Annotated in this window: 23 protein-coding genes; 7 read left to right on the top strand and 16 right to left on the bottom strand. The window is 68.6% G+C overall.

Annotation, left to right across the window (positions count from 1 at the left end; genetic code table 11):
* Positions 1-726, top strand: coding sequence for a VIT1/CCC1 transporter family protein (locus A8G15_RS16780; protein ID WP_068161836.1), 726 nt, complete (start codon positions 1-3; stop codon positions 724-726).
* 33 nt (positions 727-759) lie between these two features.
* Here A8G15_RS16780 and A8G15_RS16775 read toward each other — a convergent pair whose 3' ends face one another.
* The 3 genes from A8G15_RS16775 to A8G15_RS16765 form a co-directional block, all read right to left on the bottom strand.
* Positions 760-1,650, bottom strand: a complete 891-nt coding sequence (locus A8G15_RS16775; protein ID WP_068161834.1) for a universal stress protein — start codon at positions 1,648-1,650, stop codon at positions 760-762.
* An 83-nt stretch (positions 1,651-1,733) separates the two neighbouring features.
* The gene (locus tag A8G15_RS16770; protein WP_068161961.1) at positions 1,734-2,726 is read right to left on the bottom strand and encodes a zinc-binding alcohol dehydrogenase family protein; all 993 of its coding nucleotides are present in this window, start codon (positions 2,724-2,726) and stop codon (positions 1,734-1,736) included.
* A 31-nt stretch (positions 2,727-2,757) separates the two neighbouring features.
* Positions 2,758-4,296, bottom strand: coding sequence for a CYTH and CHAD domain-containing protein (locus A8G15_RS16765; protein WP_068161832.1), 1,539 nt, complete (start codon positions 4,294-4,296; stop codon positions 2,758-2,760).
* 194 nt (positions 4,297-4,490) lie between these two features.
* Between A8G15_RS16765 and A8G15_RS16760 the strand changes: the two genes are divergently transcribed.
* Positions 4,491-5,081 (top strand): flavodoxin domain-containing protein, encoded by a 591-nt coding sequence (locus A8G15_RS16760; protein ID WP_082899956.1) that lies wholly within the window; start codon positions 4,491-4,493, stop codon positions 5,079-5,081.
* Positions 5,082-5,107: 26 nt separating this feature from the next.
* Here A8G15_RS16760 and A8G15_RS16755 read toward each other — a convergent pair whose 3' ends face one another.
* Both A8G15_RS16755 and A8G15_RS16750 read right to left on the bottom strand, forming a co-directional pair.
* On the bottom strand, positions 5,108-5,614 hold the full coding sequence (locus tag A8G15_RS16755) for an SRPBCC domain-containing protein (protein ID WP_068161828.1): 507 nt from the start codon (positions 5,612-5,614) through the stop codon (positions 5,108-5,110).
* A gap of 29 nt (positions 5,615-5,643) precedes the next feature.
* Positions 5,644-6,564 (bottom strand): pseudouridine synthase, encoded by a 921-nt coding sequence (locus A8G15_RS16750; protein ID WP_068161825.1) that lies wholly within the window; start codon positions 6,562-6,564, stop codon positions 5,644-5,646.
* Between the two features lie 174 nt (positions 6,565-6,738).
* Between A8G15_RS16750 and A8G15_RS16745 the strand changes: the two genes are divergently transcribed.
* The 3 genes from A8G15_RS16745 to A8G15_RS16735 all read left to right on the top strand — a co-directional run bounded on the left by A8G15_RS16745 (position 6,739) and on the right by A8G15_RS16735 (position 9,820).
* Positions 6,739-7,698, top strand: a complete 960-nt coding sequence (locus tag A8G15_RS16745; protein ID WP_068161822.1) for a TIGR03557 family F420-dependent LLM class oxidoreductase — start codon at positions 6,739-6,741, stop codon at positions 7,696-7,698.
* Positions 7,699-7,986: 288 nt separating this feature from the next.
* Positions 7,987-8,958: an alpha/beta hydrolase gene (locus A8G15_RS16740; protein ID WP_068161819.1), complete on the top strand. Its 972-nt coding sequence runs from the start codon at positions 7,987-7,989 to the stop codon at positions 8,956-8,958.
* Positions 8,948-9,820 carry an oxidoreductase gene (locus tag A8G15_RS16735; RefSeq protein ID WP_068161817.1) on the top strand — a complete coding sequence of 291 codons (873 nt, stop codon included), beginning with the start codon at positions 8,948-8,950 and terminating at the stop codon, positions 9,818-9,820. Before A8G15_RS16740 ends, A8G15_RS16735 begins: the two co-directional genes overlap by 11 nt.
* 88 nt (positions 9,821-9,908) lie before the next feature.
* Here A8G15_RS16735 and A8G15_RS16730 read toward each other — a convergent pair whose 3' ends face one another.
* From A8G15_RS16730 to A8G15_RS16695, 8 genes are read right to left on the bottom strand one after another with little or no spacing between them, the layout of a single operon-like run.
* Positions 9,909-10,745: a methylamine utilization protein gene (locus A8G15_RS16730; RefSeq protein ID WP_068161814.1), complete on the bottom strand. Its 837-nt coding sequence runs from the start codon at positions 10,743-10,745 to the stop codon at positions 9,909-9,911.
* 48 nt (positions 10,746-10,793) lie between these two features.
* The gene (locus A8G15_RS16725) at positions 10,794-11,129 is read right to left on the bottom strand and encodes a cupredoxin domain-containing protein (protein WP_425415098.1); all 336 of its coding nucleotides are present in this window, start codon (positions 11,127-11,129) and stop codon (positions 10,794-10,796) included.
* Complete coding sequence (locus A8G15_RS16720) at positions 11,129-11,470, bottom strand: cupredoxin domain-containing protein (RefSeq protein ID WP_068161812.1); 342 nt, start codon at positions 11,468-11,470, stop codon at positions 11,129-11,131. The genes A8G15_RS16725 and A8G15_RS16720 overlap by 1 nt, the downstream gene beginning before the upstream one ends.
* Before the next feature lie 11 nt (positions 11,471-11,481).
* The gene (locus A8G15_RS16715) at positions 11,482-13,080 is read right to left on the bottom strand and encodes a multicopper oxidase family protein (protein WP_068161809.1); all 1,599 of its coding nucleotides are present in this window, start codon (positions 13,078-13,080) and stop codon (positions 11,482-11,484) included.
* Entirely contained in the window at positions 13,077-14,390 is a 1,314-nt protein-coding gene (locus tag A8G15_RS16710) for a hypothetical protein (RefSeq protein WP_068161805.1), read from the bottom strand. Before A8G15_RS16710 ends, A8G15_RS16715 begins: the two co-directional genes overlap by 4 nt.
* Entirely contained in the window at positions 14,387-15,085 is a 699-nt protein-coding gene (locus A8G15_RS16705) for a methylamine dehydrogenase light chain (protein WP_068161802.1), read from the bottom strand. Before A8G15_RS16705 ends, A8G15_RS16710 begins: the two co-directional genes overlap by 4 nt.
* Positions 15,086-15,114: 29 nt before the next feature.
* Positions 15,115-15,714 carry a redoxin domain-containing protein gene (locus tag A8G15_RS16700; protein ID WP_068161799.1) on the bottom strand — a complete coding sequence of 200 codons (600 nt, stop codon included), beginning with the start codon at positions 15,712-15,714 and terminating at the stop codon, positions 15,115-15,117.
* Between the two features lie 45 nt (positions 15,715-15,759).
* Positions 15,760-16,347, bottom strand: coding sequence for a MauE/DoxX family redox-associated membrane protein (locus A8G15_RS16695; protein ID WP_068161796.1), 588 nt, complete (start codon positions 16,345-16,347; stop codon positions 15,760-15,762).
* 361 nt (positions 16,348-16,708) lie between these two features.
* Here A8G15_RS16695 and A8G15_RS16690 point away from each other — a divergent pair, with 361 nt between their 5' ends.
* Positions 16,709-18,256 carry an APC family permease gene (locus A8G15_RS16690; RefSeq protein WP_245687873.1) on the top strand — a complete coding sequence of 516 codons (1,548 nt, stop codon included), beginning with the start codon at positions 16,709-16,711 and terminating at the stop codon, positions 18,254-18,256.
* A complete protein-coding gene (locus tag A8G15_RS16685) occupies positions 18,253-19,005 on the top strand; it encodes an IclR family transcriptional regulator (RefSeq protein WP_068161794.1) in 753 nt (250 codons plus the stop codon). Before A8G15_RS16690 ends, A8G15_RS16685 begins: the two co-directional genes overlap by 4 nt.
* Here A8G15_RS16685 and A8G15_RS16680 read toward each other — a convergent pair.
* The 3 genes from A8G15_RS16680 to A8G15_RS16670 form a co-directional block, all read right to left on the bottom strand.
* Complete coding sequence (locus A8G15_RS16680; RefSeq protein ID WP_068161790.1) at positions 18,989-19,723, bottom strand: aspartate/glutamate racemase family protein; 735 nt, start codon at positions 19,721-19,723, stop codon at positions 18,989-18,991. The genes A8G15_RS16685 and A8G15_RS16680 overlap by 17 nt on opposite strands.
* A 3-nt stretch (positions 19,724-19,726) precedes the next feature.
* The gene (locus A8G15_RS16675; protein WP_068161787.1) at positions 19,727-21,232 is read right to left on the bottom strand and encodes an NCS1 family nucleobase:cation symporter-1; all 1,506 of its coding nucleotides are present in this window, start codon (positions 21,230-21,232) and stop codon (positions 19,727-19,729) included.
* Positions 21,233-21,386: 154 nt separating this feature from the next.
* Positions 21,387-22,109 (bottom strand): GntR family transcriptional regulator, encoded by a 723-nt coding sequence (locus A8G15_RS16670; RefSeq protein WP_068161954.1) that lies wholly within the window; start codon positions 22,107-22,109, stop codon positions 21,387-21,389.
* Positions 22,110-22,184 lie beyond the last annotated feature (75 nt).

Below are 22,184 nucleotides of genomic sequence, written 5' to 3'. Positions count from 1 at the left end.
GTGTCCACTCGCGAATCCACCGACCGTCACGTCCGTGAACCCCACGGGACGGGCACCGCCGCGAAGCTGAACTGGCTGCGCGCGGGGGTCATGGGTGCCAACGACGGCATCGTCTCCACTGCCGGTCTCGTCGTGGGTGTCGCGGCGGCGAGCACCGACGTGCCCGCCATCCTCACCGCGGGATTCGCGGGCCTGTCGGCGGGTGCGGTGTCGATGGCGCTCGGCGAATACGTGTCGGTGAGCGCTCAGCGCGACACGGAACGGGCGATGCTGCGCACGGAGCGGCGCGAACTCGAGCAGATGCCGGAGGCGGAGCTCGAGGAGCTGACCGGACTGCTGCAGCGCAAGGGTCTCGAGCCGGACACCGCGCGGGCGGCGGCGAAGGAGCTGACCGAACGCAACGCACTGGCGGCCCACGCGGAGGTCGAACTGGGAATCCACCCGGACGACCTGGCGAATCCGTGGGCGGCGGCGCTGTCGTCGGCGGTGTCGTTCACGATCGGCGCGCTGATTCCGCTGCTGGTGGTGGTGCTTCCGCCGGAGCATCTGCGGATCCCCGTCACGTTCGTGGCGGTGCTCGTGGCGCTGGCCCTGACCGGCACCGTCAGCGCGCGACTCGGTGGTGCCCGGCGAGGGCGGGCGGTGCTGCGGGTCGTGGTCGGCGGTGCGATTGCGATGGCCGTCACGTTCGCCGTCGGCTACCTGTTCGGCACCGCGGCGGGCTGACGAAGGTTTCGTCGGCCCACCGCGACGGAAGGATCACCTGTTGCGGGCGATCAGCACCGGGCACGGGGCCTTGTGCAGCAGGTTCTGGCTGGTCGAACCGAGCAGCGCCGCGGCGAACTGTCCGCGCCCGTGGCTGCCGACGACGACGAGCTGCGCGTCGTCGAGCTGGCCGAGCAGAACCTTCGGAGCCGGTCCGCGTTCGACGACGCGCCGCACCTCGACGTCGGGGTACTCGTCCTGCTTGCCGGCCAGCGCCTCCGAGAACACGGCGGTTTCGGCTTCCCGCACCGCTTCCCAATCCACGAGGGTCGCGGTCGCGCCGGTGCCGAGTGCCGCGTCGCCGATCCAGGAGTGCGCCGCGACGAGCGGTACCCCGAGGGTGTCCGCCAGCCGGAACGCGTAGGACACCGCGGTGCTGGACAGTTCACTGCCGTCCACGCCCACGACGATGGGCTTGTCGTTCGGGAGCGGGTTCGCGGTGTCGCCACGCCACACCACGACGGGGCACGGTGCGTGGTTGGCGACGCGCAGCACGGTGGAGCCGAGCAGGAAGTTCTCGATCGCTCCCGCGCCGGTCGCGCCGACCACGACGACACGGGCATCGGCCGCGGCCTCGAGCAGCGAATTGGTGGCGGGGCCGGGACCGATGTAGCTCTCGACGGTCAGGCCGGGCTGCTCGGCCCGGATCAGGTCGCTGACGTCGGAGAGCAGCTTCTCGCCGTCCGCCTTGAGCTGATCGAACATCTGGGACTGGATGAGCACCGCGGACTCGCTGTAGAAGATGCCCTCGCTGGGGAGCGAGTGGACCAGGCGCAGGGGGAGTTCCATCCGGGCGGCGAGGGCACCGGCCCATCGGGCGGCGGCAGTCGCGGTGTCGGAACCGTCGATACCGGCAACGACGGCCTGGGTCACGTGCGTGCTCATCGGTGAGCCTCCATTCTCGTGAGGTACTGCATGATCGAGCTTATCCGTTGCGGCAGCGGGTCCGGGCGGGCCCGAGTTGTGGTCTACGGCACGATCACGGCTGCTCCTGCGAAGCGGCCCGCGGACAGGTCGGCGAGTGCCCGGTCCGCCTCGTCGAGCGGGTACGGGGTCGTCGTGACGTGCAGCGGGTGTTCGCCGGCGAACGCGAGGAATTCGCGGGCGTCGTGGCGTGTGTTCGCGGTGACGCTGCGAATTGTCCTCTCCTGGAACAGGTGTCGCTGATAGTTCAGGGTGGGGATGTCGGTCAGGTGGATGCCGGCCAGTGCGAGGGTGCCACCCGCATCGAGCGCTTCGAGCGCGGTCGGCACCAGTTCCCCGGCCGGGGCGAAGAGGATCGCCGAGTCGAGCGGTTCCGGAGGTGCGTCGTACGCGCCCTGCGCGGAGGACGCGCCGAGGTCCAGTGCGAGTTGCTGCGCGTCGTCGCCGCGGGTCATGACGTGTACCCGAATGCCTTGGGCCAGTGCGACCTGCGCCGTCAGGTGCGCGCTGCCGCCGAAGCCGTAGAGTCCGAGCACGCCGCCGGGTGGAACGACCGCGCGCAGCAGGGCTCGATAGCCGATGATGCCCGCGCACAGCAGCGGCGCCAGCGTCACCGGGTCGTACCCGGATGGCAGGGGTAGCGCGAAAGCTGCCGGAACGGTCGCGAATTCGGCGTACCCGCCGTCGGCGTCCCAGCCGGTGTAGGTGGAGGCCGGGCACAGGTTCTCGTCACCGCGCAGGCAGTACCGGCACTGTCCGCACGTGCTGCGCAGCCACGGAATCCCCACCCGGTCCCCGAGGGAATGCGAGCCGAGGTCACCACCGATCACCTCGGCGACCACCTCGTGGCCGGGCACGACATGCTTCCGGTGCACCGGCAGATCACCCTCGGTGACGTGCAGATCGGTTCGGCACACCCCGCACGCGAGCACTCGCACGAGCAACTCGCCGTCGTCGGGCTCGGGCAGCGGCTCCCGACACGCCTGCAGGGGGCCACCGGCGACGGGTCCCGGGGTCAGTACCCGCCACGCCCGCATGCTCCGGTTGTCGCTCATGTCGGGGCCTCGCTCACTTCCACAGCGGTTTCGCCGCGCGCAGCGCTTCCTTCCACGCGTCGTCGAGGTGCACCGCCTGCGCTTCGCCGAGCAGAACCTCGTGCTGGTACGCGATGCCGAGGCCGAAGCTCGACTCGGCCGCGTGCCCCTGCTCGGACACGATGTCGAGCAGGTGCTCCCGGGCAACCACCGAATCCTGGAATTCGCCGAGAAGATCCTGGAACGCGTCGAAGTGGTCGAGGGCCCGGCCCGCGCGCTTCGGGTGCAGGGGGCGGATGACCTCGATGGCGTACCGCATCCGTTTGGCGCCCTTGCGGGCCCGGTGCATCAAGGCGTCGCGTTCGTCCGTGGTCGCCGCGTCACCGACGGCCCGGACCCGCTTCGACACCTTCTTCGCCAGATGCTCGAGCGATCCCGTCAGCTCGCGGGTCTCGGCCCTGCGTTCCTTGCGCGAGGCTCCCCGGGCGGCGGTCAGGTCCTCGATCAGGGCATCGAGAGTGACGAGCATCTGCAGGTAGCGATCGGAATCCAGGGCTGCGACCGCCTCGGTTTCCGCGATCTCCGACTGTCTCGAGAAGTACTCGTCGATGCGGGCCTTGGCGGGTTCCCGATGTGCTTCCACCGCGATCTCGGCGACCCGGTCGAGCAGCCGCTCCCACTGCACCTCCAGATCGCGGGACGGGCTGAGGCGGCGGCCCAGCCACCGCAACTCCTCGACCGCTGTCTCGTCGAGGTGCAGATCGCCGGCATAGGTCTGCAGGGCGCTGCGTGCGCGGCGAGCGGCCTTGCGCATGCTGTGCACGGAGTCGGGGGCTGCGCGCCGCACCCCGATGTCGGTGAGCTCGAGTTCCCGCAGTTCGGTGGCGAGGTAGTCGCGCAGATACCCGGCGGGACCACCGACCTCCGGATCGCCGGGAATCAGATCGCCGAGTACCCGGTGCAGTTTGGACGGGCTCGGTGAGCGCTCGATTCCTTCCGCGGCGAGCCGGTCGTCGACGGCGTCGAGCAGGCCCGCGCCGTCCGGGTGTTTCGAGCCGTCCGCGCCGAGTTCGACCTCGATCTCGCGCCACTGCACCTGGCCGTCGTCGGCTGCGCGGACCGCGACCACATCGTCGACGACGATCTCGGCGAGCACCGTTCCGTCGACCGCGGTCGCACGGATGCGCCGACGGGAGGTAGTGAGCAGAGCGGCGAGCTCGACGGGCAGGCCGCGCCGCACGCCTCGCAGCAGGCCGAGCAGTTCCGGCGGGGGAGTGCCCGTGTCGTCACCGAGCGGAAAGCGCAGTTCGGTTCTGGTGTCGATGCCCGAGGGCAGTTTCAGATGCCAGCCGGCGTCGTCGCCGCCCTCCCGCCGGCGCAAGGTGATCCCGGCGCGGAGCAGCCGCAGGTCCCGGGTGTCGTAGTACTGGGCGGAGAGCTCGACGCGGTCGTCGACGAGTGTCTCGACACCCGGCAATCCGGAGATGTCGGGGAGTTCCCGATTCGCCTCGGCGGTGTACTTGCGTTCCGTTTCCTCCACCGCCTCGACCTCCGACGGTTTCGTCGTCGTCACCTCGGTCCTCCCATTCCTGCGGTGTCCACCGCCGAGATCGACTGTATGAGTTCACACTGCCACCGATTGGTGGGAATGTCCTGAACGGAACGCAGGTTTCGGGTCGCAGGGCCGACGGGTAGAGACTTTGGACCCTGTTTTGCGGCGAGACGGCCGGGTGATCATGGAAGCACGTGGGTGCTCTGGAGGCTTGGATGAGGATTCTGGTGTCGGCTGCGAGCAGACACGGTTCGACCGCGGAGATCGCCACGGCACTCGGAGCGGCGCTGCGCGACCGCGGTGCGCTGGTCGATGTCGTCGAACCCCACGACGTGGGCGATGTGAGCGGTTACGACGCTGTCGTGATCGGCAGTGCCGTCTACCGCGGCCGATGGTTGCGCCCAGCGAAGGAATTCGTCGACGAACACGCCGCCGAACTGCGCAGACGCCCGGTGTTCCTCTTCTCTTCCGGGCCGATCGCGGAGCAGGACCGGCCGGTGAACAACCCGTACGACGTGTCCACCGTCCGCCACCGCACAGGTGCGAACGAGCACCGCATGTTCGCGGGGAAACTCGATCTCGACGCACTGAGCGTGGGGGAACGGATGCACGTGCGGATGTCCGGCGGCCGGGCAGGCGACTTCCGCGACTGGGACGCCGTCGGCGGATGGGCCGGGGCGATCGTCGATGCGGTGTCCGAAGCCGAAGCCGGGTTCGATGCCGGGGCAGCGTCCGACGCCGACGCCGCCGTCCCGCCCACCGTCGCCTCCGAGGGCGGACGGAGCGGCGGCGAGTCGAGGCACTGACGAGCGCTTCGGTGCTCCCGAGTGGTTCAGTCCGCCGGGTTCCGGTAGTGCTCGGCGAGCGCTTCGGCGCGGTCCCACATCGACCAGTCCACCGTGCGCCCGTCGAGCTGGGCCTCGACGACCTCCAGGCCGGCATGCCACCCGGCGCCGTGGGCGTACGCATTGTCCTCGTCGTCGGTGGTGTGGGTCAGTGTCAGCCAGCAACCTCCGCTGCCGTCCGGGACCAGCTCCCAGTGCAGGACGTCCGCGTCCCACATGTACTCGAGGATCTGGGCCGGATGGACCGAGATCACGGTGCCGTGTGAGGTGTGGTCGGCCGGCATGGCGAACCTGCGGATCTGCTCCTCGGTCGCCGAGAACTGGAGTTGAGCGCCGGGCTCGAGGATCAGATCGACGCGCGCGGGAAACCACGCGCCGAGCAGATCGGGATCGGTGATCGCACGCCAGACCTGCTCGGGCGACTGGTGGAACGCGCGTTGGAACCGCAACGCGATCCGGCCGTCGTAGGTACGGGAAACGGTGCCGATATCCATGGGGTCCTCCAAGACATGAGCCCGGGTCATCAGCGGGGTCCTGGTGTGCTGTGCTTCCATGCTGCCAGGTTTCGTCGGCTCGCGAAGTATCTCCGGCTACCCGAAAACGGATCCTCGAATTCGATCTTCCGGGCCAGCAACCGCAGGGGATTCGAAAAGTCTTGCGGTGCAACGTCTTGTACCTTCGGATACAGCGGATCGCCGAGGATCGGAATTCCGAGGGAATTCATGTGCACACGCAATTGGTGGGTCTTGCCGGTCCGCGGCAGCAGCCGGTACCGTCCGACCGCACCGTCGATGCCGAGGATTTCGACCCGGCTGACCGCGTTCGTGTCGCCCGGAACCTCGCGCGCCTGCAGCACACCGCGTTGCTTGTCGATCCGGCTGCGGACCTCCCGCGGGAACGCGAGGTCGTCCGAGACGGGAGCGAGCGCCTCGTACTCTTTGTGCACGCGCTGTTCGGCGAACAACGACTGGTATGCGCGTCGAGCGCCGGCATGGACGGTGAACACCAGCACGCCGGCCGTGAGCCGGTCCAGCCGATGCGCCGGGCTGAGCTCCGGCAGGTCCAGCTCCCGGCGCAACCGCACCAGCGCCGTCTCGGTGACCCATCCGCCGCGCGGCATCGTCGCCAGGAAATGCGGTTTGTCCACCACGAGCAGATGCTCGTCGCGGTGCAGGACGTCGACGGTGAACGGTACCGGCACCTCGTCCGGTGGGTCGCGGTAGAGGAACACGAACTCGCGAGCGGAGAACGGCGTGGTCTCGGTGATCGCGGCGCCGCTACCGGTGACGACCTCACCGAGGGTGACCTTCTCGCGCAGGCGCGCGGCATCGTGCGGGAAGCGCGCCACCAGATACTCGAGCACCGTCGTCCATTCCCCGGCGTCGGGCAGCCGCAATCGGGACGGATTCAGGCCGTCGCGGACGGGGAGCGGGGCTGAGGGCACATCGCCACGGTAGTGGTCGCGACACGTGCAACCGCCACCCCCGTGTCCGCGCCGTCGCCCGGGGGCCGGGGTCGGAGCGCCCGGGTTCACGGACCGCCGCGGCGGGTAGCCCCACCCAGGGTGCCCCGCGCGCCGGAGGATCCGCGCGCGCCCGCAGAACCGAACGGAGATGCTGTGAAGATCGGATACAAGCTGTTCGCGGAGGCGTACTCACCGGCCGAGCTGGTTCGCCAGGCGGTGCGTGCCGAGGAAGCCGGGTTCGATTTCGTCGAGATCAGTGATCACTATCATCCGTGGCTGCACGATCAGAACCACTCGGGATTCGCCTGGTCGATACTGGGGGCGATCGCGGCCAAGACATCGAGAATCGGCCTGGCCACCGGCGTGACGTGCCCGTTCGTTCGCTACCACCCCGCGATCGTCGCGCAGGCCGCCGCGACGACCGCTCTCCTGTCCGACGGCAGGTTCGTGCTCGGCCTGGGAAGTGGCGAGAGACTCAACGAGCACGTCGTGGCCCGCGGCTGGCCGGCAGCGGCGACACGAACGGCGATGCTCCGCGAGTCGATCGAGGTGATCCGCCTGTTGTGGAGCGGCGGCTATCACAGCTACGACGGACGCCACATCCAGCTCGAGGACGCGCGCGTGTTCGATCTGCCCGACGAGCTCCCCCCGATCGTGGTCGCCGGCTCGGGCGGGCCGGCGGTGAGGACCGCCGCCGAACTGGGCGACGGACTGTTCGCGACGGAAGCCGACCCCGATCTGATCGCCGGGTACAAGGACGCCGGGGGCGCAGGGCCGTGTTATGCCGAGGTGTCGTTGTCCTGGGCGCCGACGGAGGAGGCGGCGCTGGCATCGGCGCACAAGCTGTTCCGCTTCTCGGCGGCGGGTTGGAAGGTCCAGGCGGAGCTGCCGAACCCGGTCAACTTCGAGGCGGCTTCCTCGGTGGTTCGTGAGTCGGACATCGCCGACAGCTTCGGGTACGGCCCCGATGCCGGACGCCACCTGGAGAAGATCCGCACGTATGCCGATGCCGGCTTCGACCACCTGGCGCTGGTGAATGCGGGGCCGGATGTCGACGGGTTCTTCCGCTTCTATTCGGACGAGCTCGCACCGGTCCTGTCCGCCGGAGGCTGACGGACGGGTTCTGCGCTCCCACCTCGCCCGCTCGATCGCACCGGCCGGATATGTCCTCCGAACTGCGACATTTCGGTATCCTGCAGGTCACGGATCGGTCCTTCCCGTGAGGAATGGAGACCGTGACGATACGCTGAGACGCCGGTAACGGAATGCAAGAGTGATCGATAGTCCTTCAGGCATCTCACCGGAGGTGCCGCGGCCTGCCGCTGTGACGTGAGCGTGGCCGGTGTCCGACAAGCAGGGCACGCAGACACACGTGGGGAGCTTGGTGTGACAACTTCTTCGATGACCGGACGGCGACCGAGGGGGGTCCGTGCACTGGTTCGGCTGCTGGTGGCAGCCGTGATCCTGCCGCTGGCGGTTGCGTTCGTCGGTGTCGGGACGGCCTCGGCCGACCCGTACTCCCGCTTCACCGAGGACTGGGTGCCCGCGCCGGGCGGCGTCGGCCAGATCAAGGTCCGGATCTGGTTCGCGAACAACGGCAGCAACAAGGCCGTGTACCTGCTCGACGGTCTGCGCGCCACCGACGACGTCAGCGGCTGGGAGCACGAGACCAACGCCGCATGGCTCGCCGACAACGGCATCAACGTCGTCATGCCGGTCGGTGGCCAGTCCAGCTTCTACGCCGACTGGTACGCCCCGAGCAACTTCAACCGCCAGCCCTACACGTACAAGTGGGAGAGCTTCCTCACCCAGAACCTGCCCGACCACCTGACGCGCTACGGCATCAGCCGCAACAGCAACGCGGTCGTCGGTCTGTCCATGGGCGGCAATGCGGCACTGATCCTCGCCGCCTACCACCGCGACCAGTTCACGTTCGCCGGTTCGCTGTCCGGCTACCTGAATCTGTCGGCGCCCGGCATGCGTGAAGCGGTCCGCGTCGCGATGCTCGATGCCGGTGGCTACAACTCCGACGCGATGTGGGGACCCCCGTGGAACAAGGCATGGCTGCGGCATGATCCGTTCGTCGCCGCACCGAATATGCGCGGCCTGCCGATGTGGGTCTCCGCGTCCAGCGGTCTCCCCGGCGAGTACGACCGTCCGAACTCCCTGGTCGGCGCGTTCAACACGAGCAACGCGATGGGGCTCGAGGCGCTGGCGCTCGCGCAGAACCGGGCCTTCCAGGTCCGGCTCGCGACGTTGGGCATCGACACGGCGCACTTCTCGTTCCCGGCGGTCGGCACCCACACGTGGGGCTACTGGCAGGACGAACTGTGGGCGATGTTGCCGATGATGAAGAACGCGATTGGCGCCTGACGTTCCGTCGCTGGAGGGCCGCACCTTCGTGGTGACCGGTGCCACCAGCGGTGTGGGTGAGGCTACCGCCCGGGCCCTCGGTGCGGCAGGAGCGTGCGTGGTGCTCGCCGGTCGCAACGTGGCCAAGGGACAGCTCATCGCCGAACAAATCGGGCCGAACGCGACCGTGCGCCGGCTCGATCTGTCCGACCTCGCGTCGGTCCGCGAATTCGCCGCCGGTCTCGGCGAGGCGCACGACAAGATCGATGTGCTCGTCAACAACGCCGGCGTGATGGCCGTGCCGCTGGAGCGGACAGCCGACGGCTTCGAGATGCAGGTGGGCACGAACCACTTCGGGCACTTCGCGCTGACCGGGTTGCTGCTCGGACGGATCACCGACCGGATCGTCACGGTGTCCAGTGCTGCCCACCGCCTCGGACGCGTGGATCTCGACGACCTGAACTGGGAGCGCCGCCCCTACAGCCGTTCCGGTGGCTACGCGCAGTCGAAGCTCGCGAACCTGCTGTTCAGTTTCGAACTGGAACGACGGTTCGCGGCGAGCGGATCACCGGTGCGCGCGATCGCCGCGCATCCTGGCTATGCGGCGACCGAGGTCGGCAGCAACACCGGCACCTGGTTCGACCGGCTGTTCGGATTCGGTAAGAGGGTCCTGCAGCGCACGCCCGCGCAGGGCGCCGAATCGGTGGTGTTCGCGGCCACCGACCCGGGATTGTGCGGCGGGTACGTCGGGCCCGACGGGTTCCTCGGCCTGTACGGCTCACCCCACGTCGCGTCGGCGTCGTCCCGGGCCCGCGACCCGGAGACCGCGCGCCGTCTGTGGGAGTTGTCCGAACGAGCGACCGGCGTCCACTACGAGTTCTGAGCCGGTGTGAACGTGCAGAAGTTGTCGCGACACGCCGAGCCGCCGCGACAACTTCTGCGCACTCGGCGCCGTACCCGTGTGCCGGACGTCAGACGAGCGCGAGCGCGGCGAACGAGGCCAGGCCGACGAGAGCGGCGCCGGTCACGGCCTGCACGCGACGATCGACGACGCACATCACGGACAGGAAGCCGGGCATCGAGCCGCCGCGCCGGGTGTGCACGATGGCCGCGACGCTCGGCATGCACCGGCCGAGCGAGACGACGGTGAACATCGCCGCACCGAGTGCGGGTGACCCGGCCGCGAGAACCCCGAGCACCAGCAGGTAGTACGCGCTGGACCGGATGAAGATCATGAACCCGGGGCCGATGATCGCGCCGAACAGCAGCGACACCTTCCACGGCGCCATGGTCCGGCGCAGGTGCCGGGGAAGCTGCTGCCGTCGCATCGGTGCCGGCATGGTCAGCACACCGATCTCGTGCAGGCCGTAGGCGAGCGCGAACACGGCCCACCCGAACAACAGCCACAGCGACGACAGGTGCGCGGCGGTGACCGAACCGACGGCGCCGAGCAGTGCACCGGTGACCGCGCCGGTGCTCACGGATCCGAGGGCGTGCCAGGCCAGGCGTCGCAGCGGCGTCGACGCGCCCTTGCGTCCGGGCTGTTTCGGTGCCGCGACGACCCCGGCCACCGACATGCCGCACGTCGACCAGTTCGCGGCGAGGGAGGTGACGAGACCGGCGCCGACGACCGCGGCGGTCAGTGCCGTCGGCGTCGTCGGTGCGGCGAGGGTCGCGGCGCCCGCGCCGACGACGGCGGCACCGGCCGCCAGGCCCAGGCGTGCCCGCGCGGACAACGCACCCTCGAGCGTCGGACGGATGTCGGGAAGATCGGTCTCGATCGGTTGATGGGACAGGACGGTGGTCATCGGAAACCTCCTGGATCGGTTGCTGTGTTCGAAACGCCCCGCTGTGTCTCAGCGGACGGTGACGGTGCCGGTCATGTACGGATGGATCGAGCACGTGTAGACGAAGGTGCCGGCGTGGTCGAACGTGTGGGTGTAGGTGCCGGCGCCGGAGATTCCGCTGTCGAACGCGCCCGGCGACTCGACGTGGTGGAGGAGCCCGCCGTCGTCGAACTGCCATTCGACGGTGCCGCCGACCGGCACGGTGGCGTCCATCGGACTGAACTGCACATTGCTGATCTCGATCACCGCGTCGGGCGCCGGCGGTCCGGAACATCCGGCCGCCGTGGTGGCGAGGGCACCGCAGGTGAGAATCCAGTGGCGCCGAAGGGCTCTGCGCGCCTGCACTATTGCACGATCACGGTGCCGACCATCGACGAGTGCGGCGTGCAGTGGTACGTGAACGTGCCGGTCTCGTCGAAGGTGTACTCGTAGGTTCCCTCCGTGAGCAACTCGCTCTGCAGCACGCCGTCGAGCGGGCCGTCACCGGCAACGTCGTGGGGAAGCCCGTGATCGTCGAACCGCCACTGGACGGTCTGACCCTTCTCGATGGTGACCGACGCCGGCGTGTACGACATGTTCGCGACGTCGATCACGACGGCGGGTTCGGTTGCCGCGTCGGACGATCCGCACGCGGTCAGTCCGGCGGTGGCGATCAGTGCCGCGGCCAGGGGAAGCAGTTTCTTCACGGCGTGTCCTCTCATCGGATGTACCGCAGGTTCGCGGTCATGCCGGCTTCGAAGTGATAGGCGTTGTGGCAGTGGAACATCCACTCGCCCGGATTGTCGGCGTCGAACTCGATCGCGAGCTCGGTGCCGGGGAGCACGTTGACGGTGTCCCGGCGCAGTCCGCCGTAATCGGGGACGGCGAACGTGTGCCCGTGGGTGTGCATCGGATGCCACATCGTGGTGTTGTTCGCCATCGTGATGCGGACCCGTTCACCTTGGCGCATCACCAGTTTCCCGGCGTCGGGTCCGGCCATGCCCCACACGTACCGGTCCCCGGCCTGGATCAGCTCGACGCGGTAGTCCCGGTCGACTGTTCGCGAGTCGAGCCGCACCGCGTCCGTCGGCCGGAGTGCACTCTCGGCGAGCAACCGGCCGTCGAGTTCCGGAATCATCGGACCCACATCGGGATTCGGAAGCGGAGCCGCGTCGGTCGACCGCAGCACGGTCGACGCGTGGCCGTCCCGGCCCTCGACCTTCGCGACGACCGGCCAGGCCCCGGACTTCAGCGTGACGAGCACGTCGTAACGCTGCGCCATCCCGATGATCAGCGTGTCGGTGGTGGTCGGGGCGACATCGAACCCGTCCGCCGCGATCACCGTCAGTTCGTGCCCGGCGATCGCGAAGCGGTACGGGGTTTCGGCGGCCGCGTTCACGATCCGCAACCGCACCCGGCTGCCCGGGGCCGCCGTGACGACCTCCGGATCGTTCGGCGGCCGCCCGTTGATCAGATGCAGCGGATACCCGATGTGCTGGGTCATCCCGCCGAGCGGCACCGACGACCCGTGCCCGCCCGAAACGAGAGCCGCTGCGACCGACTGCTCGCCGGCGCTGTGCTCGACGGGAGCACCGCCGCCGTGCCCACCGTGCCCGCCGGCCATCGCCGGATTCAACGCGGCCAGCACCGCCTCGGGGGTGGTGCCGAGTCCGTCGACCCAGTCGTCGAGCACGAGCACCGCGTCGACGTCCGCCCCGGAACGGTCGTCCGGGTCCTCGACGACGAGCGCACCGAACAGGCCGCGATCGGCCTGCAGGCCGCTGTGCGAGTGGTACCAGTGCGTTCCCGGGTCGGGAACGACGAAGTCGTACACGAACTCGCCCGCCGGTCCGATCGGATCCTGCGTCACCGGGGCCGCACCGTCCATGTCGTTGCGGATCCGGATCCCGTGCCAGTGCAGTGTCGTGTCGACCGCCAGGCCGTTGCGCACCGACACGACCATCTTGTCGCGTACGCTCGCCCGCAGTTCCGGAGCCACCGCCCGGCCGCCGTACGACCAGGTGTCGACGAGCCGGCCACCGAGGTCGACGGTGGCCACACCCGCGGCCAAGGCAACGGGGACCTCCTTTCCGTTCCATCCGCGCGCCTGCTCGGCCACGGCGACCTCCGGATCGGTGGGCAGAATGTAGTCGGGTGGTGCGCCTGCGTCGGCCGCATCGGCCGAACCGCAGGACGCCGCACCGAGACCCAGGATCCCGAGGCCCACCGCACCGGCTCCGAGGGAGCCGATGCGGAGGAAACTGCGGCGACCGAGAGTCGGGCCGGGACGATCGAGGATCGGACCTGATCGGGTCATTCCAGAACCTGAGGGGTGAGTAGTGTTCCGATGTCTTCGACGGTGCCGGTGACCTCCACCGAACTGACCTTGTCCCCGCTGGCCGCCGCGATCCCGACGATCGTCTGCTTGGCTTCGCCGTCCACCTCGGGTCCGCTGCCCAGCACGTACAGCGTCTTGCCGTCGACCGAGAAGACCGTGCTGTCGATGCCGGTGAGTCCGAGTGCCGCCAGGTCGAGGGTCTTGACGGGAGCGAAGGTGGAGGCGTCGTGCAGTTCGATCTTCACAACGTCACCACCCCGAGCGGAATGGGGGTGGATCGCGGTGTCGGTGTACTCGATGGCGATCCGGGTTCCGGTGTTGTCGATGACGTTCTCGTAGAAGCGGCCCGAACCCTGGCCGGCGTTACCGATCGGGGTCACCGTGGTCGTGGGAAGACCGTTCGAGAAGTCGAAGACGTAGACGTCTCCGTTCGCTCCGACCAGCAGCGCCTTCTTCGCGTCGGCGGCGAAGGTGGCCTTCCGGTTGCTGACGAAGTCGTCGGGCAGGACCGTGGCGCGGTTCGTTTCGGTGGGCACACCCGCGTCGTCGATCGAGATCTGGATCAGCTCACGAGTTTCTTCGCAGACGCTGTACAGCTCGTGCCCGTCGAGCCACGTGAACGGACCGCACCCGATGACCTGCAGGGAGCCACTTTCCTTCTTCGCCTCCAGATCCACGACCCGGACGCCGTACAGGCCGTCGTCCCACGTCACGAAGAACTTGCCGTCGGAGGTGACGGCGTTGGATCCCGGCCGCGAGTGGACGCGGGCGTAGTCGGGGAGCAGCGTCTCGGCCGGTTCGAGCAGGTTGCCTGAGTATGTGCTGACGGTGAAGTCCGCGGCGCCACGCGATCCGCGTGGGCGCCACACCTCGGCGGCGAGCACGGCGGGATCGGCGGAGGTCTCACCGACGAAGCCGTGGATCACCGGATCCCAGATGCCGGGGCCGACCACGAAGCGGCTGCCCGCGACACCGGTCACCGGGTCGAGGGCGTTGACGCCGAGCTCGAGCTTTCCGAAGCCGCCGGCGACGGCGAGCAGATCCGTCGACTTGATCGGCTCGATCTCCCCGACGTGCACGGGTTCCGGGATGGTGTCGCCGATCTCCTGGTCGTCGTGGCCGAGGGAGATGCCGTCGCCGGGCGCGACGATCGGCACGGTCGGGTACGTGACCTCACCCGAGGCCGACGCGTCGTCGTCCGAACTGCATCCGGCGAGGACGAGCGCGGCCGCGAGCGGGACCGCGACCGCGACGGATCGCGAAAGACGCTTGTTTCGTGCAGTGTTCATGCGCCGGCACCGACCTTCGGGCGCGCCGCGGGACGGGTCTGGCAATCCTCGCCGATGATCGGCGCCATCGTGCACGTGTACGACTGGGACTCGTCCGATACGCACCAGATGATCTCCTGGTCGTAGCTGCCGGAGACCGGGTTGTACATGATGGCCTGCATGTCGGGCTCACCGCAGAACGCGTTCGAACACGACGGCGCGCCGCAGCAGTCGTAATAGGCGATCAGGTAGGTCTTTCCGGTGTCCGGGTTCGTGCAGCAGCCCACCCAGAACTCCGCGCCCGGCTTGCTGCCCGGTGCGCACGTCGTCACGCCGCCGCCGTTGCAGGCTGCGCACGAGGTGCCATCCATGTTGCACCAGCGCCAATACTCGCATTCCGCAGGATCTTTCCCGTCGTACGTCGGGAGGATCGGTTCCGGCGCCGGCGGTGCCGGTTCCGGGGCGGGCTGGGCCAGCGCGGTACGGGTCACCGGGAGTGAACTGATCAGCGCGACACCCGAGACACCCATCGTCCAGCGGCCGATCCTGCTGAGCATCGACCGGCGCGAAGTGCGTTCGGACAGTTTGCGCCCCGTGCGGCTGACGAAGGATCCACCCTGTCCGGCCATCCATGCGGCCTGCTCACGGACGGTGTCCTCGTCGACCGGATATCGTTGCTCGGTCACCTCGTGGTGCCCTGGATCGTTGTGTTGCATGGCGGTACGCCTCCTTCTTCTGGGGTGGGTCAGGCCGACTTCGCCTGCGCGTGGAGGTGCTGGAGTGACGGCGTGCCGGATTCGAGGGCATTGAGCAGGCTTTCGACCTGCGCCATGTGATTGGTCAGGCCCTTGCCGCGGATCTTGCCGTGCTCGTCGAGGATCACGCCGTACGGCGTCGTCCCGACCTGGTAGGCGATGCCGACATCGCGTGCATCGACGTAGCTGAGTTCGGTTCCGATACTGCTGCCCGCCAAGAACTCCCGATGCTCCTCGGGTGTTCCGTCGGAGATGATCACGACGTCGAGACCGGACTCGGCGCGGGCCATCGCGCGCAGACCCGGCAGCAGGCTCTTGCAGGTGCTGCAGCTCGGCGCGGTGAACATGAGCAGCTGTGCCTTGTCCCGGTGACCGCCGACCCGCACCGAGCGCCCGACGTGATCGACGAGACCGGCGAACGACGGGCCCGCCTGATCGACCTTCGGTCCGGTGTCCATCATCCGCGCCCCGAGGGGGCCGAGCCGGACCTGGACGCGGCCGATCTCCCGGGCGAGCGCGAGCGTCATGAGGAACAGCAGCGCGACCGCGACGGTCAGCACGGCGACGGCCACCACCAGAAAGTTCGTCATCGGATCAGTCCTGTCTGTACGAAAGTTGTTTCGGGAATAGAGGAATCACGAGCCGTAGCGGGAGACGGTGCTCGTGGCGCGCAACCGGATCGAGGCGGCGGTCAGGTAGTCGTCGACGGGGCGCCGGCCGACGTGCACGACGGCGCGGATCTGCACGACCGCGACCACGGCCAGCACGCCCAACAGGCCACCGACCACCGCGGCCAGGTGTTCGGGCACCGTGACGTCGGTGGACCCGGCCCGTGTGAGCACCAGCGCCGCCGCCGTGAACGACGCAGCGCGTGCGGCGTGGAACCAGCCGATGCGGGGCACCTCATGGGCGCCGAACGCGAAGCAGCCGCAGTCGAGATCGCGGCGCCCGCGTGCCAGATTCACCGTGAGCCCGATCGTGAACGTCGCGAACAGCAGCGCTGCCGCAGCAGCGGGCCAGCGCCCACCGATCCCGAGGAGCAGCAGGACACCCACGAGCACCTCGACGTACGGCAGCATCGTCGCGACCGCGCGTTCCGCCCCGGCCGGCAGCAACCGGTACCCGTTCACCACCGTCAGCAGACCGCCCCGATCACGGAGCTTCGGAATGCCCGCGAGCAGGAGCGTCCCACCGAGGATCGATGCGACCACCACCCAGAACATGAACCACGTCCTCTCTGTCGTCGGGGCAATCCTGGCCAGGTGATGAGGCGATTTCGCTGCGCGGAGGAAACAACTGTGCGGTCGCCGAGTGGAAACGGGACCGGATCGCGTTCGACGACAGCTGCGCAGATCAGGGAGTCGGCCCGGAGTCCGGGAGGGTGTGCACGGCCGCAGCCGGATCCCGTGTGGACGCTCGCGGGCAACCGGATTTCCACTTGGGGTCACGTGAACGCAACGATGGTCACCGGCGCGTCACACACGGCGGTGAATCCCGTCGGAAACCCCGGTGAAACATTCGGTCCTTACGGTCCCTACCGACGGCCCGAGTCGGATGAAGGGCCACGAAGGGATCGGTGGCCGGGTGAGCAGCGGCAGGCGTGGAGGAGGCGGTTCGCGGATCGGTGGCGCGCTCGCCGCGGCGATAGCGAAATCCCGGAACACCGCACCGGCTGCGGCCCCGGTGTTCTCGCCGCTGCGGGCGCTGGGCCGACGGCAGCTGTCCCAGGTGGACCTGATCGGCCAGTCCTTGTCGACGATCGCGCCCGCCACGGGAATGATCTTCATCGCGGCGTGGATCGTCTCGGCGGAGCCCGGCTTCGGGGGTCTGGCCGCGATCATCGGGACCACCGCGGTCGTCGTCGCCGTCGCCTACTGCATCACCCAGTTCACGCGGCGGCTCGCTGCCGCCGGATCGCTGTACAGCTTCGCTTTCCACGGTCTGTCGCGCCGCGCGACTTTGACCGTGGGGGCGGCGCTGCTGCTCGGCTATCTGGGGATCTCGATCTCGGTGCTCGCGAACGCCGCGATCAGCCTGCTGGGAATCGGCACAGCGCTCGGTATCGATCTGCCGGGAACGGGACCGTTGCTCGCAACTGCCGTCCTGGTCGCAGTGACGGTCGCGGTGATCGCGGTGCGCGGCGTGCGGTTCGCGACCCGGGCGATCCTCGTCGTCGAGACGTGTTCCCTCGTCCTGATCGGCGTGCTGATGGTCACCGGCCCGGACATCGACGGAACGCTCAGTGCCCCTGCCATATCCGGAACTCTGCCGTTCCTCGCGATGCTGGTCGTGCTCAGCATGGCCGGGTTCGAGAGTGCCGCCTTCTTCGGAGCCGAGGCGCGGCGGCCCTTGACAACCGTCTCGCGCGCGGTGCTCGTCACCCCGCTGGTGTGCGGTGCCGTGTTCGTCTTCGCCGGCTGGGCAGCGATGTCCGGGAATGCGGGTGCGGTCGTCGCCGCCTACTTCGACGGCACCGCGTCCGGGGCGAGCCTGGGCATGGTGATCGCGGTGAAGATCGGCGTGACCTGCTCGTGGCTCGCCTCCACCCTGGGCTGCGCACAGGCAGGGTCGCGCCTGCTGCTGGCCATGGGAATCGAGGGCACCATGCCGAAGTCGCTCTCGCGGGTCCACCCGCGGCTGCGCACCCCGTACGTCGCCGTCGCCTGGTTCACCGTCGCGAGCCTGCTCGGCACGTGCGCGTATCTGCAGGTGTTCGTGACGGATTCGAACACCTTCGACGGGTTCGTCGAGGTCGCGATCGTCACCGCCTACACCCTGCTCGCAGTGTCGTGCCTGCGATTCCTGTGCCGGATCGGCGAGGATGCGCCGTCGACGACCGTCCTGGCGGCGGGGGTCGCCGCGGTCGGTGCGGGACTGCTCGGCTATCTGGTGTTCGACGGTGTCGTCCACGCCCGGTGGGCGATACCGGCGGCGGTACTGATCGTCGGTGTGTCCGGCATCGTGTGGGCGCGGGTGCTGAAACACCTACGGCCCGAATCCCTGGAGACGATGGGCACGTTCGACAGCGTCGAAACCGCCGACCTGCTGCCCGGTTCCGGCGAACTCGTGCTCGACGACGCCGGCCGGCCCCGGATGGTGCCGGTACGTCCCGGGGCGGGGCTCGGGGCATGACGGCGCACGTCGAGACCGAGGTGGGGTTCGGCGGACAACAGCCGAAAGCGGTGCGCAAGGCACTGGTCATGCTCGAAGCGGTGGCGCATCTCGGTCCCGGTGCGACGGCGAAGGAGATCGCCCGGTTCGCGGGGGTCGCGCCCACGACCGCGTACCGCATGCTCAATCTGCTGGTCGCGGACGGGTTCCTGGTGCGTGTGCCGGACCTGTCCGGATTCGCGCTCGGCCGGCGCACCGCCGAACTGTCCCGGGCCGCGGTCGCGACGGACACCTCGCCGACCTTGCACGAGACCGTCGAGGACCTGCGGTCGCACACCCGGTTCGGCCTGCACGTGGCGTCGTTCGCCGGGGGCCGGTTGCGGTTCGTCGATCAGGATCCCGATCACGAGATCGTCGGCATCGCGCTGCTCGCGAAGAACCTCCACGCGAACGCGCTGGGGAAGGTGATGCTCGCGCACAATCCCGCGATGGGCGTGGGGCTCGAACTGCGCCGTCTCACCGACCACACCGTGTGCGATCCGGAGGTGCTGCGCGTCGAACTGAAGCAGACGCAGCTCGACGGTCACGCGTTCGAGAACCAGGAATGCCGGTTGGGCCGGTCGGCGCTGGCCGTGCCGATCCGCAACCACGCCGCCGAGGTCGTCGGCGGGCTGTGCCTGCAAGGGTCCCCGCTGCGTGTGTCGCCTGCCGACCCCGAGCAGCTGCGATTTCTGCACGAGGGGTCACGCCGGCTCACCGGGCTGTTGTGAACCCCTTCAGAATTCCGGTGTACGGCTTCGGGGGAGGCGGAGCGAACTCCCCGCGTTTGCCGGTCGCCAGGCCCATCGTCACCAGCGACTGCACCGTCAGGGTCGCGGCGGCGACCCCGTCGACGACCGGGGCGCCGATGTCGGCGGAGATCTGCGCGCACAGATCCGCCATTCCCGCGCAGCCGAGCACGACGGCGTCCGAACCGTCCGAGTCGAGCGCATCGAAACATGCTTCGGTGACGATCTTGCGGGCGTCGGGGTCGGTTTCGAGTGCCAGTACCGGGATCTCGCACGCGTGCACACCCCGGCAGGCGTCGCGCAGTCCGTACCGGTCGGCGAGGTCCCGGGCCCGCCCCGCCGTGCGGCCCAGGGTGGTGACGACCGAGAAACCGCGACCGAGGAAACTCGCGGTGTGCATCGCGGCCTCTGCGATTCCGACGACCGGCCCGGTGGCGATCTCGCGTGCCGCGTCCAGTCCCGGATCGCCGAAGCATGCGATCACGTATCCGTCGGCGCCGTCTCGTTCTCCCTGTGCGATCTCGGCGAGAATTCCCGGTACAGACAAGGATTCGTCGTAGTGACTCTCGATCGAGGGCGGGCCCATCGCCGGGCTGACCGCTTCGACGCGTGTGCCCGGACCGGCGACGGTCCGGGCACACGCCTCGATGGTGGCGGTCATCGACCACGTGGTGTTCGGGTTGACGACCTTGATGAACATGGATCAGGCAGCTTCCTGTGCGGGGGTGAGGACGCGCACCGCGAGCCGGGTTCGGGTTGCGAGGAGGTGGTAGACGGCGAATCCGAGGCCGCAGCCGATGAACCAGCTGTACTGCGCCGCAGTGTGCATGCCGGGGGCGTCGTTGAACAGCACCGGGATCATCGCGACGACGGCACCGACGACCGTGGCGATCACTGCGGCCGGGTTGTATCCCCTGCGGTACCAGTAGGCGCCCTTCTCGGACATCGTGAACAGGTCGTCGACGAGCACCTTCTGCTTGCGAACCAGGTAGTAGTCGGCGATGAGGATGCCGAACAGCGGCCCGATGAACGCGCCGAGCGTCTCGAGCGTGTAGTGGATGACGTCTGGGTTGTTGTAGAGGTTCCACGGCGTGATCAGCACCGAGCCGACCGCGGCGATCATGCCGCCGGCTCGCCAGCTGATCCGCTGCGGACTCACGTTCGAGAAGTCGAACGCCGGCGAGATGAAGTTCGCGACGATGTTGATGCCGATGGTGGCGACGGCGAAGGTCAGCGCGCCCAGGACGATCGCGAACGTCGAGTCGATGCGGGCGACCGTCTCGACCGGGTCGGTGATCAGTTCCCCGTACACCGGCACGGTCAGCGACGCGGTGATCACGACGAGGAGGGAGAACACCAGGAAGTTGATCGGCAGGCCGAGGAAATTGCCACGCTTGACGGCGGCGAAGGACTTGCCGTACCGGGAGAAGTCCCCGAAGTTGAGCATGGGGCCGGAGAAGTACGACACGACGAGCGCGATCGCGCCGAGCATCACCGGTACCGCGTCCAGGCCCGTGTGGGTGACTGCGCCGAGGTTGAGGTCGATCGCGCTCCAGCCGGCCTGGGAAACGAGATAGCCGCACAGCAGGAACATCACGACGTACACGGCGGGGCCGCAGAAGTCGATGAACTTGCGGATCGATTCCATGCCGCGCCAGAACACGCACGCCTGCAGCACCCAGAGGGTCAGGAAGCTGACCCATCCGAGGGCGGAAAGTCCCGCGAATCCGTAGTCGTCCACGACGGCGTACGGGGCGAGCGACGGAAACAGCTTCACGAGCACCACATCCAGCGCCGCCGACGCGAGGAACGTCTGGATGCCGTACCAGGCCACCGCGATCAGTCCGCGGATGACGGCCGGGATGTTCGCGCCGAGCACGCCGAACACGCTGCGGCAGATCACCGGATAGGGCACACCGGTCACCTGGCTGGGTTTGGCCACCAGGTTGCAGAAGAAGTAGACGATCGTGATCCCCGCCAGCAGCGACACCAGCACCTGCCAGCTCGCCAGGCCGAGCGCGAAAAGACTTCCGGCCGTCACATACCCGCCGACACTGTGCACGTCGGACATCCAGAAGGCGAAGATGTTGTACGAGCCCCACCGCTGTTCCTTCAGCGGGGCGAGGTCGTCGTTCGTCAGCCGCGGGTCGTACGGCGGCATGGACGGGGACCCGCCGGTGGCGGCGGTGGATACGATCACATCGGTCATGGGTGCTCCTGGCATCGACGGGAATCCGACGACGAATCCGCATGTGGAAGAAAATGATTCGGCGACTACTTGGCGAAGGATGTGTGCCCGGAACGCCAGCGGCGGCGGTGACGTCCGATGCCCGAAACGGTATCGACGCCGTGTTGCCGCCGTATTACTCGAACTGTATATCTTCGCGGGACAGCAGGCCGGTGTCGACCGGCAAGGTCTCGATCGCCGAATCCAGCCGGCGATTGTGGACTTCGGTCGCTGCGAGCAGTCCCCGGACGTCGCGGGCGAGGAAGGAATCGAGCATGCGTCCGTGATCGGCGTGCAGCACGGCACGCTGAGCGGCGGTCACGTGCACCATCGGCTGAACGGGTTCGGTGATGTTCCAGGCGGATTCGAGCATGTGCAGCAGCCGGTACATGCGCGACGGAACGGTCAGCGCCATGTGGAACACCCGGCTCTCCCGGTGATAGGCGACCGGATCGTTCTCGGTGACAGCCTGCTCGAGGCGCTCGTGACTTGCGCGGGCGAGTTCGTGATCGGCGTCGGTGGCGTGCGCGACCGCCGCCGTCAACGACGCGGCCTCGAGTGTCTCCCGGACCAGGTACATCTCGCGCAGTTCGGCCGCCGTCAGCCGCGCGACCGTGTAACCGCCGTTCTGACGATGGTCGACGAGACCCTCACCGACCAGTGTCTTGAGCGCCTCCCGGATCGGGATCCGGCTCACTCCGAACAGGTCCGCGACCTCACCGACCGGGATCGCTGTGCCCGGCGGTGCCGAACCGGACAGCACGACGCGGCGCAACTCGTCGAGGATCGCCTGCTGCGGGCGGCCCGGGACGGCGACGTCGAACTGCGCGAGCAGAGCCGAACGGTGGCGTGGTGGCACGGCGGGCTCCTCGTCGGCTCGGGCAGCGGTCCTTCCGGCACGCCGCATGTGTGGGATCGGAATGTCGGCGACCGT

The sequence above is a fragment of the Rhodococcus phenolicus genome (assembly GCF_001646785.1).
In the GTDB taxonomy this organism is placed as follows: Bacteria; Actinomycetota; Actinomycetes; order Mycobacteriales; family Mycobacteriaceae; genus Rhodococcus; species Rhodococcus phenolicus.
Note: the sequence above shows the minus strand (reverse complement) of the source record. Positions and strands in the feature narration are given on the sequence as shown.

Excerpts from the sequence above, each read along its gene's own strand:
- A8G15_RS16775 (WP_068161834.1), bottom strand. The coding sequence starts at position 1,650 with ATGAGCACGCACGTGACCCAGGCCGTCGTTGCCGGTATCGACGGTTCC.
- A8G15_RS16770 (WP_068161961.1), bottom strand. The coding sequence starts at position 2,726 with ATGCGGGCGTGGCGGGTACTGACCCCGGGACCCGTCGCCGGTGGCCCC.
- A8G15_RS16760 (WP_082899956.1), top strand. The coding sequence starts at position 4,491 with ATGAGGATTCTGGTGTCGGCTGCGAGCAGACACGGTTCGACCGCGGAG.
- A8G15_RS16755 (WP_068161828.1), bottom strand. The coding sequence starts at position 5,614 with ATGGATATCGGCACCGTTTCCCGTACCTACGACGGCCGGATCGCGTTG.
- A8G15_RS16740 (WP_068161819.1), top strand. The coding sequence starts at position 7,987 with ATGACCGGACGGCGACCGAGGGGGGTCCGTGCACTGGTTCGGCTGCTG.
- A8G15_RS16730 (WP_068161814.1), bottom strand. The coding sequence starts at position 10,745 with ATGACCACCGTCCTGTCCCATCAACCGATCGAGACCGATCTTCCCGAC.
- A8G15_RS16715 (WP_068161809.1), bottom strand. The coding sequence starts at position 13,080 with ATGACCCGATCAGGTCCGATCCTCGATCGTCCCGGCCCGACTCTCGGT.
- A8G15_RS16710 (WP_068161805.1), bottom strand. The coding sequence starts at position 14,390 with ATGAACACTGCACGAAACAAGCGTCTTTCGCGATCCGTCGCGGTCGCG.
- A8G15_RS16705 (WP_068161802.1), bottom strand. The coding sequence starts at position 15,085 with ATGCAACACAACGATCCAGGGCACCACGAGGTGACCGAGCAACGATAT.
- A8G15_RS16700 (WP_068161799.1), bottom strand. The coding sequence starts at position 15,714 with ATGACGAACTTTCTGGTGGTGGCCGTCGCCGTGCTGACCGTCGCGGTC.
- A8G15_RS16695 (WP_068161796.1), bottom strand. The coding sequence starts at position 16,347 with ATGTTCTGGGTGGTGGTCGCATCGATCCTCGGTGGGACGCTCCTGCTC.
- A8G15_RS16685 (WP_068161794.1), top strand. The coding sequence starts at position 18,253 with ATGACGGCGCACGTCGAGACCGAGGTGGGGTTCGGCGGACAACAGCCG.
- A8G15_RS16680 (WP_068161790.1), bottom strand. The coding sequence starts at position 19,723 with ATGTTCATCAAGGTCGTCAACCCGAACACCACGTGGTCGATGACCGCC.
- A8G15_RS16675 (WP_068161787.1), bottom strand. The coding sequence starts at position 21,232 with ATGACCGATGTGATCGTATCCACCGCCGCCACCGGCGGGTCCCCGTCC.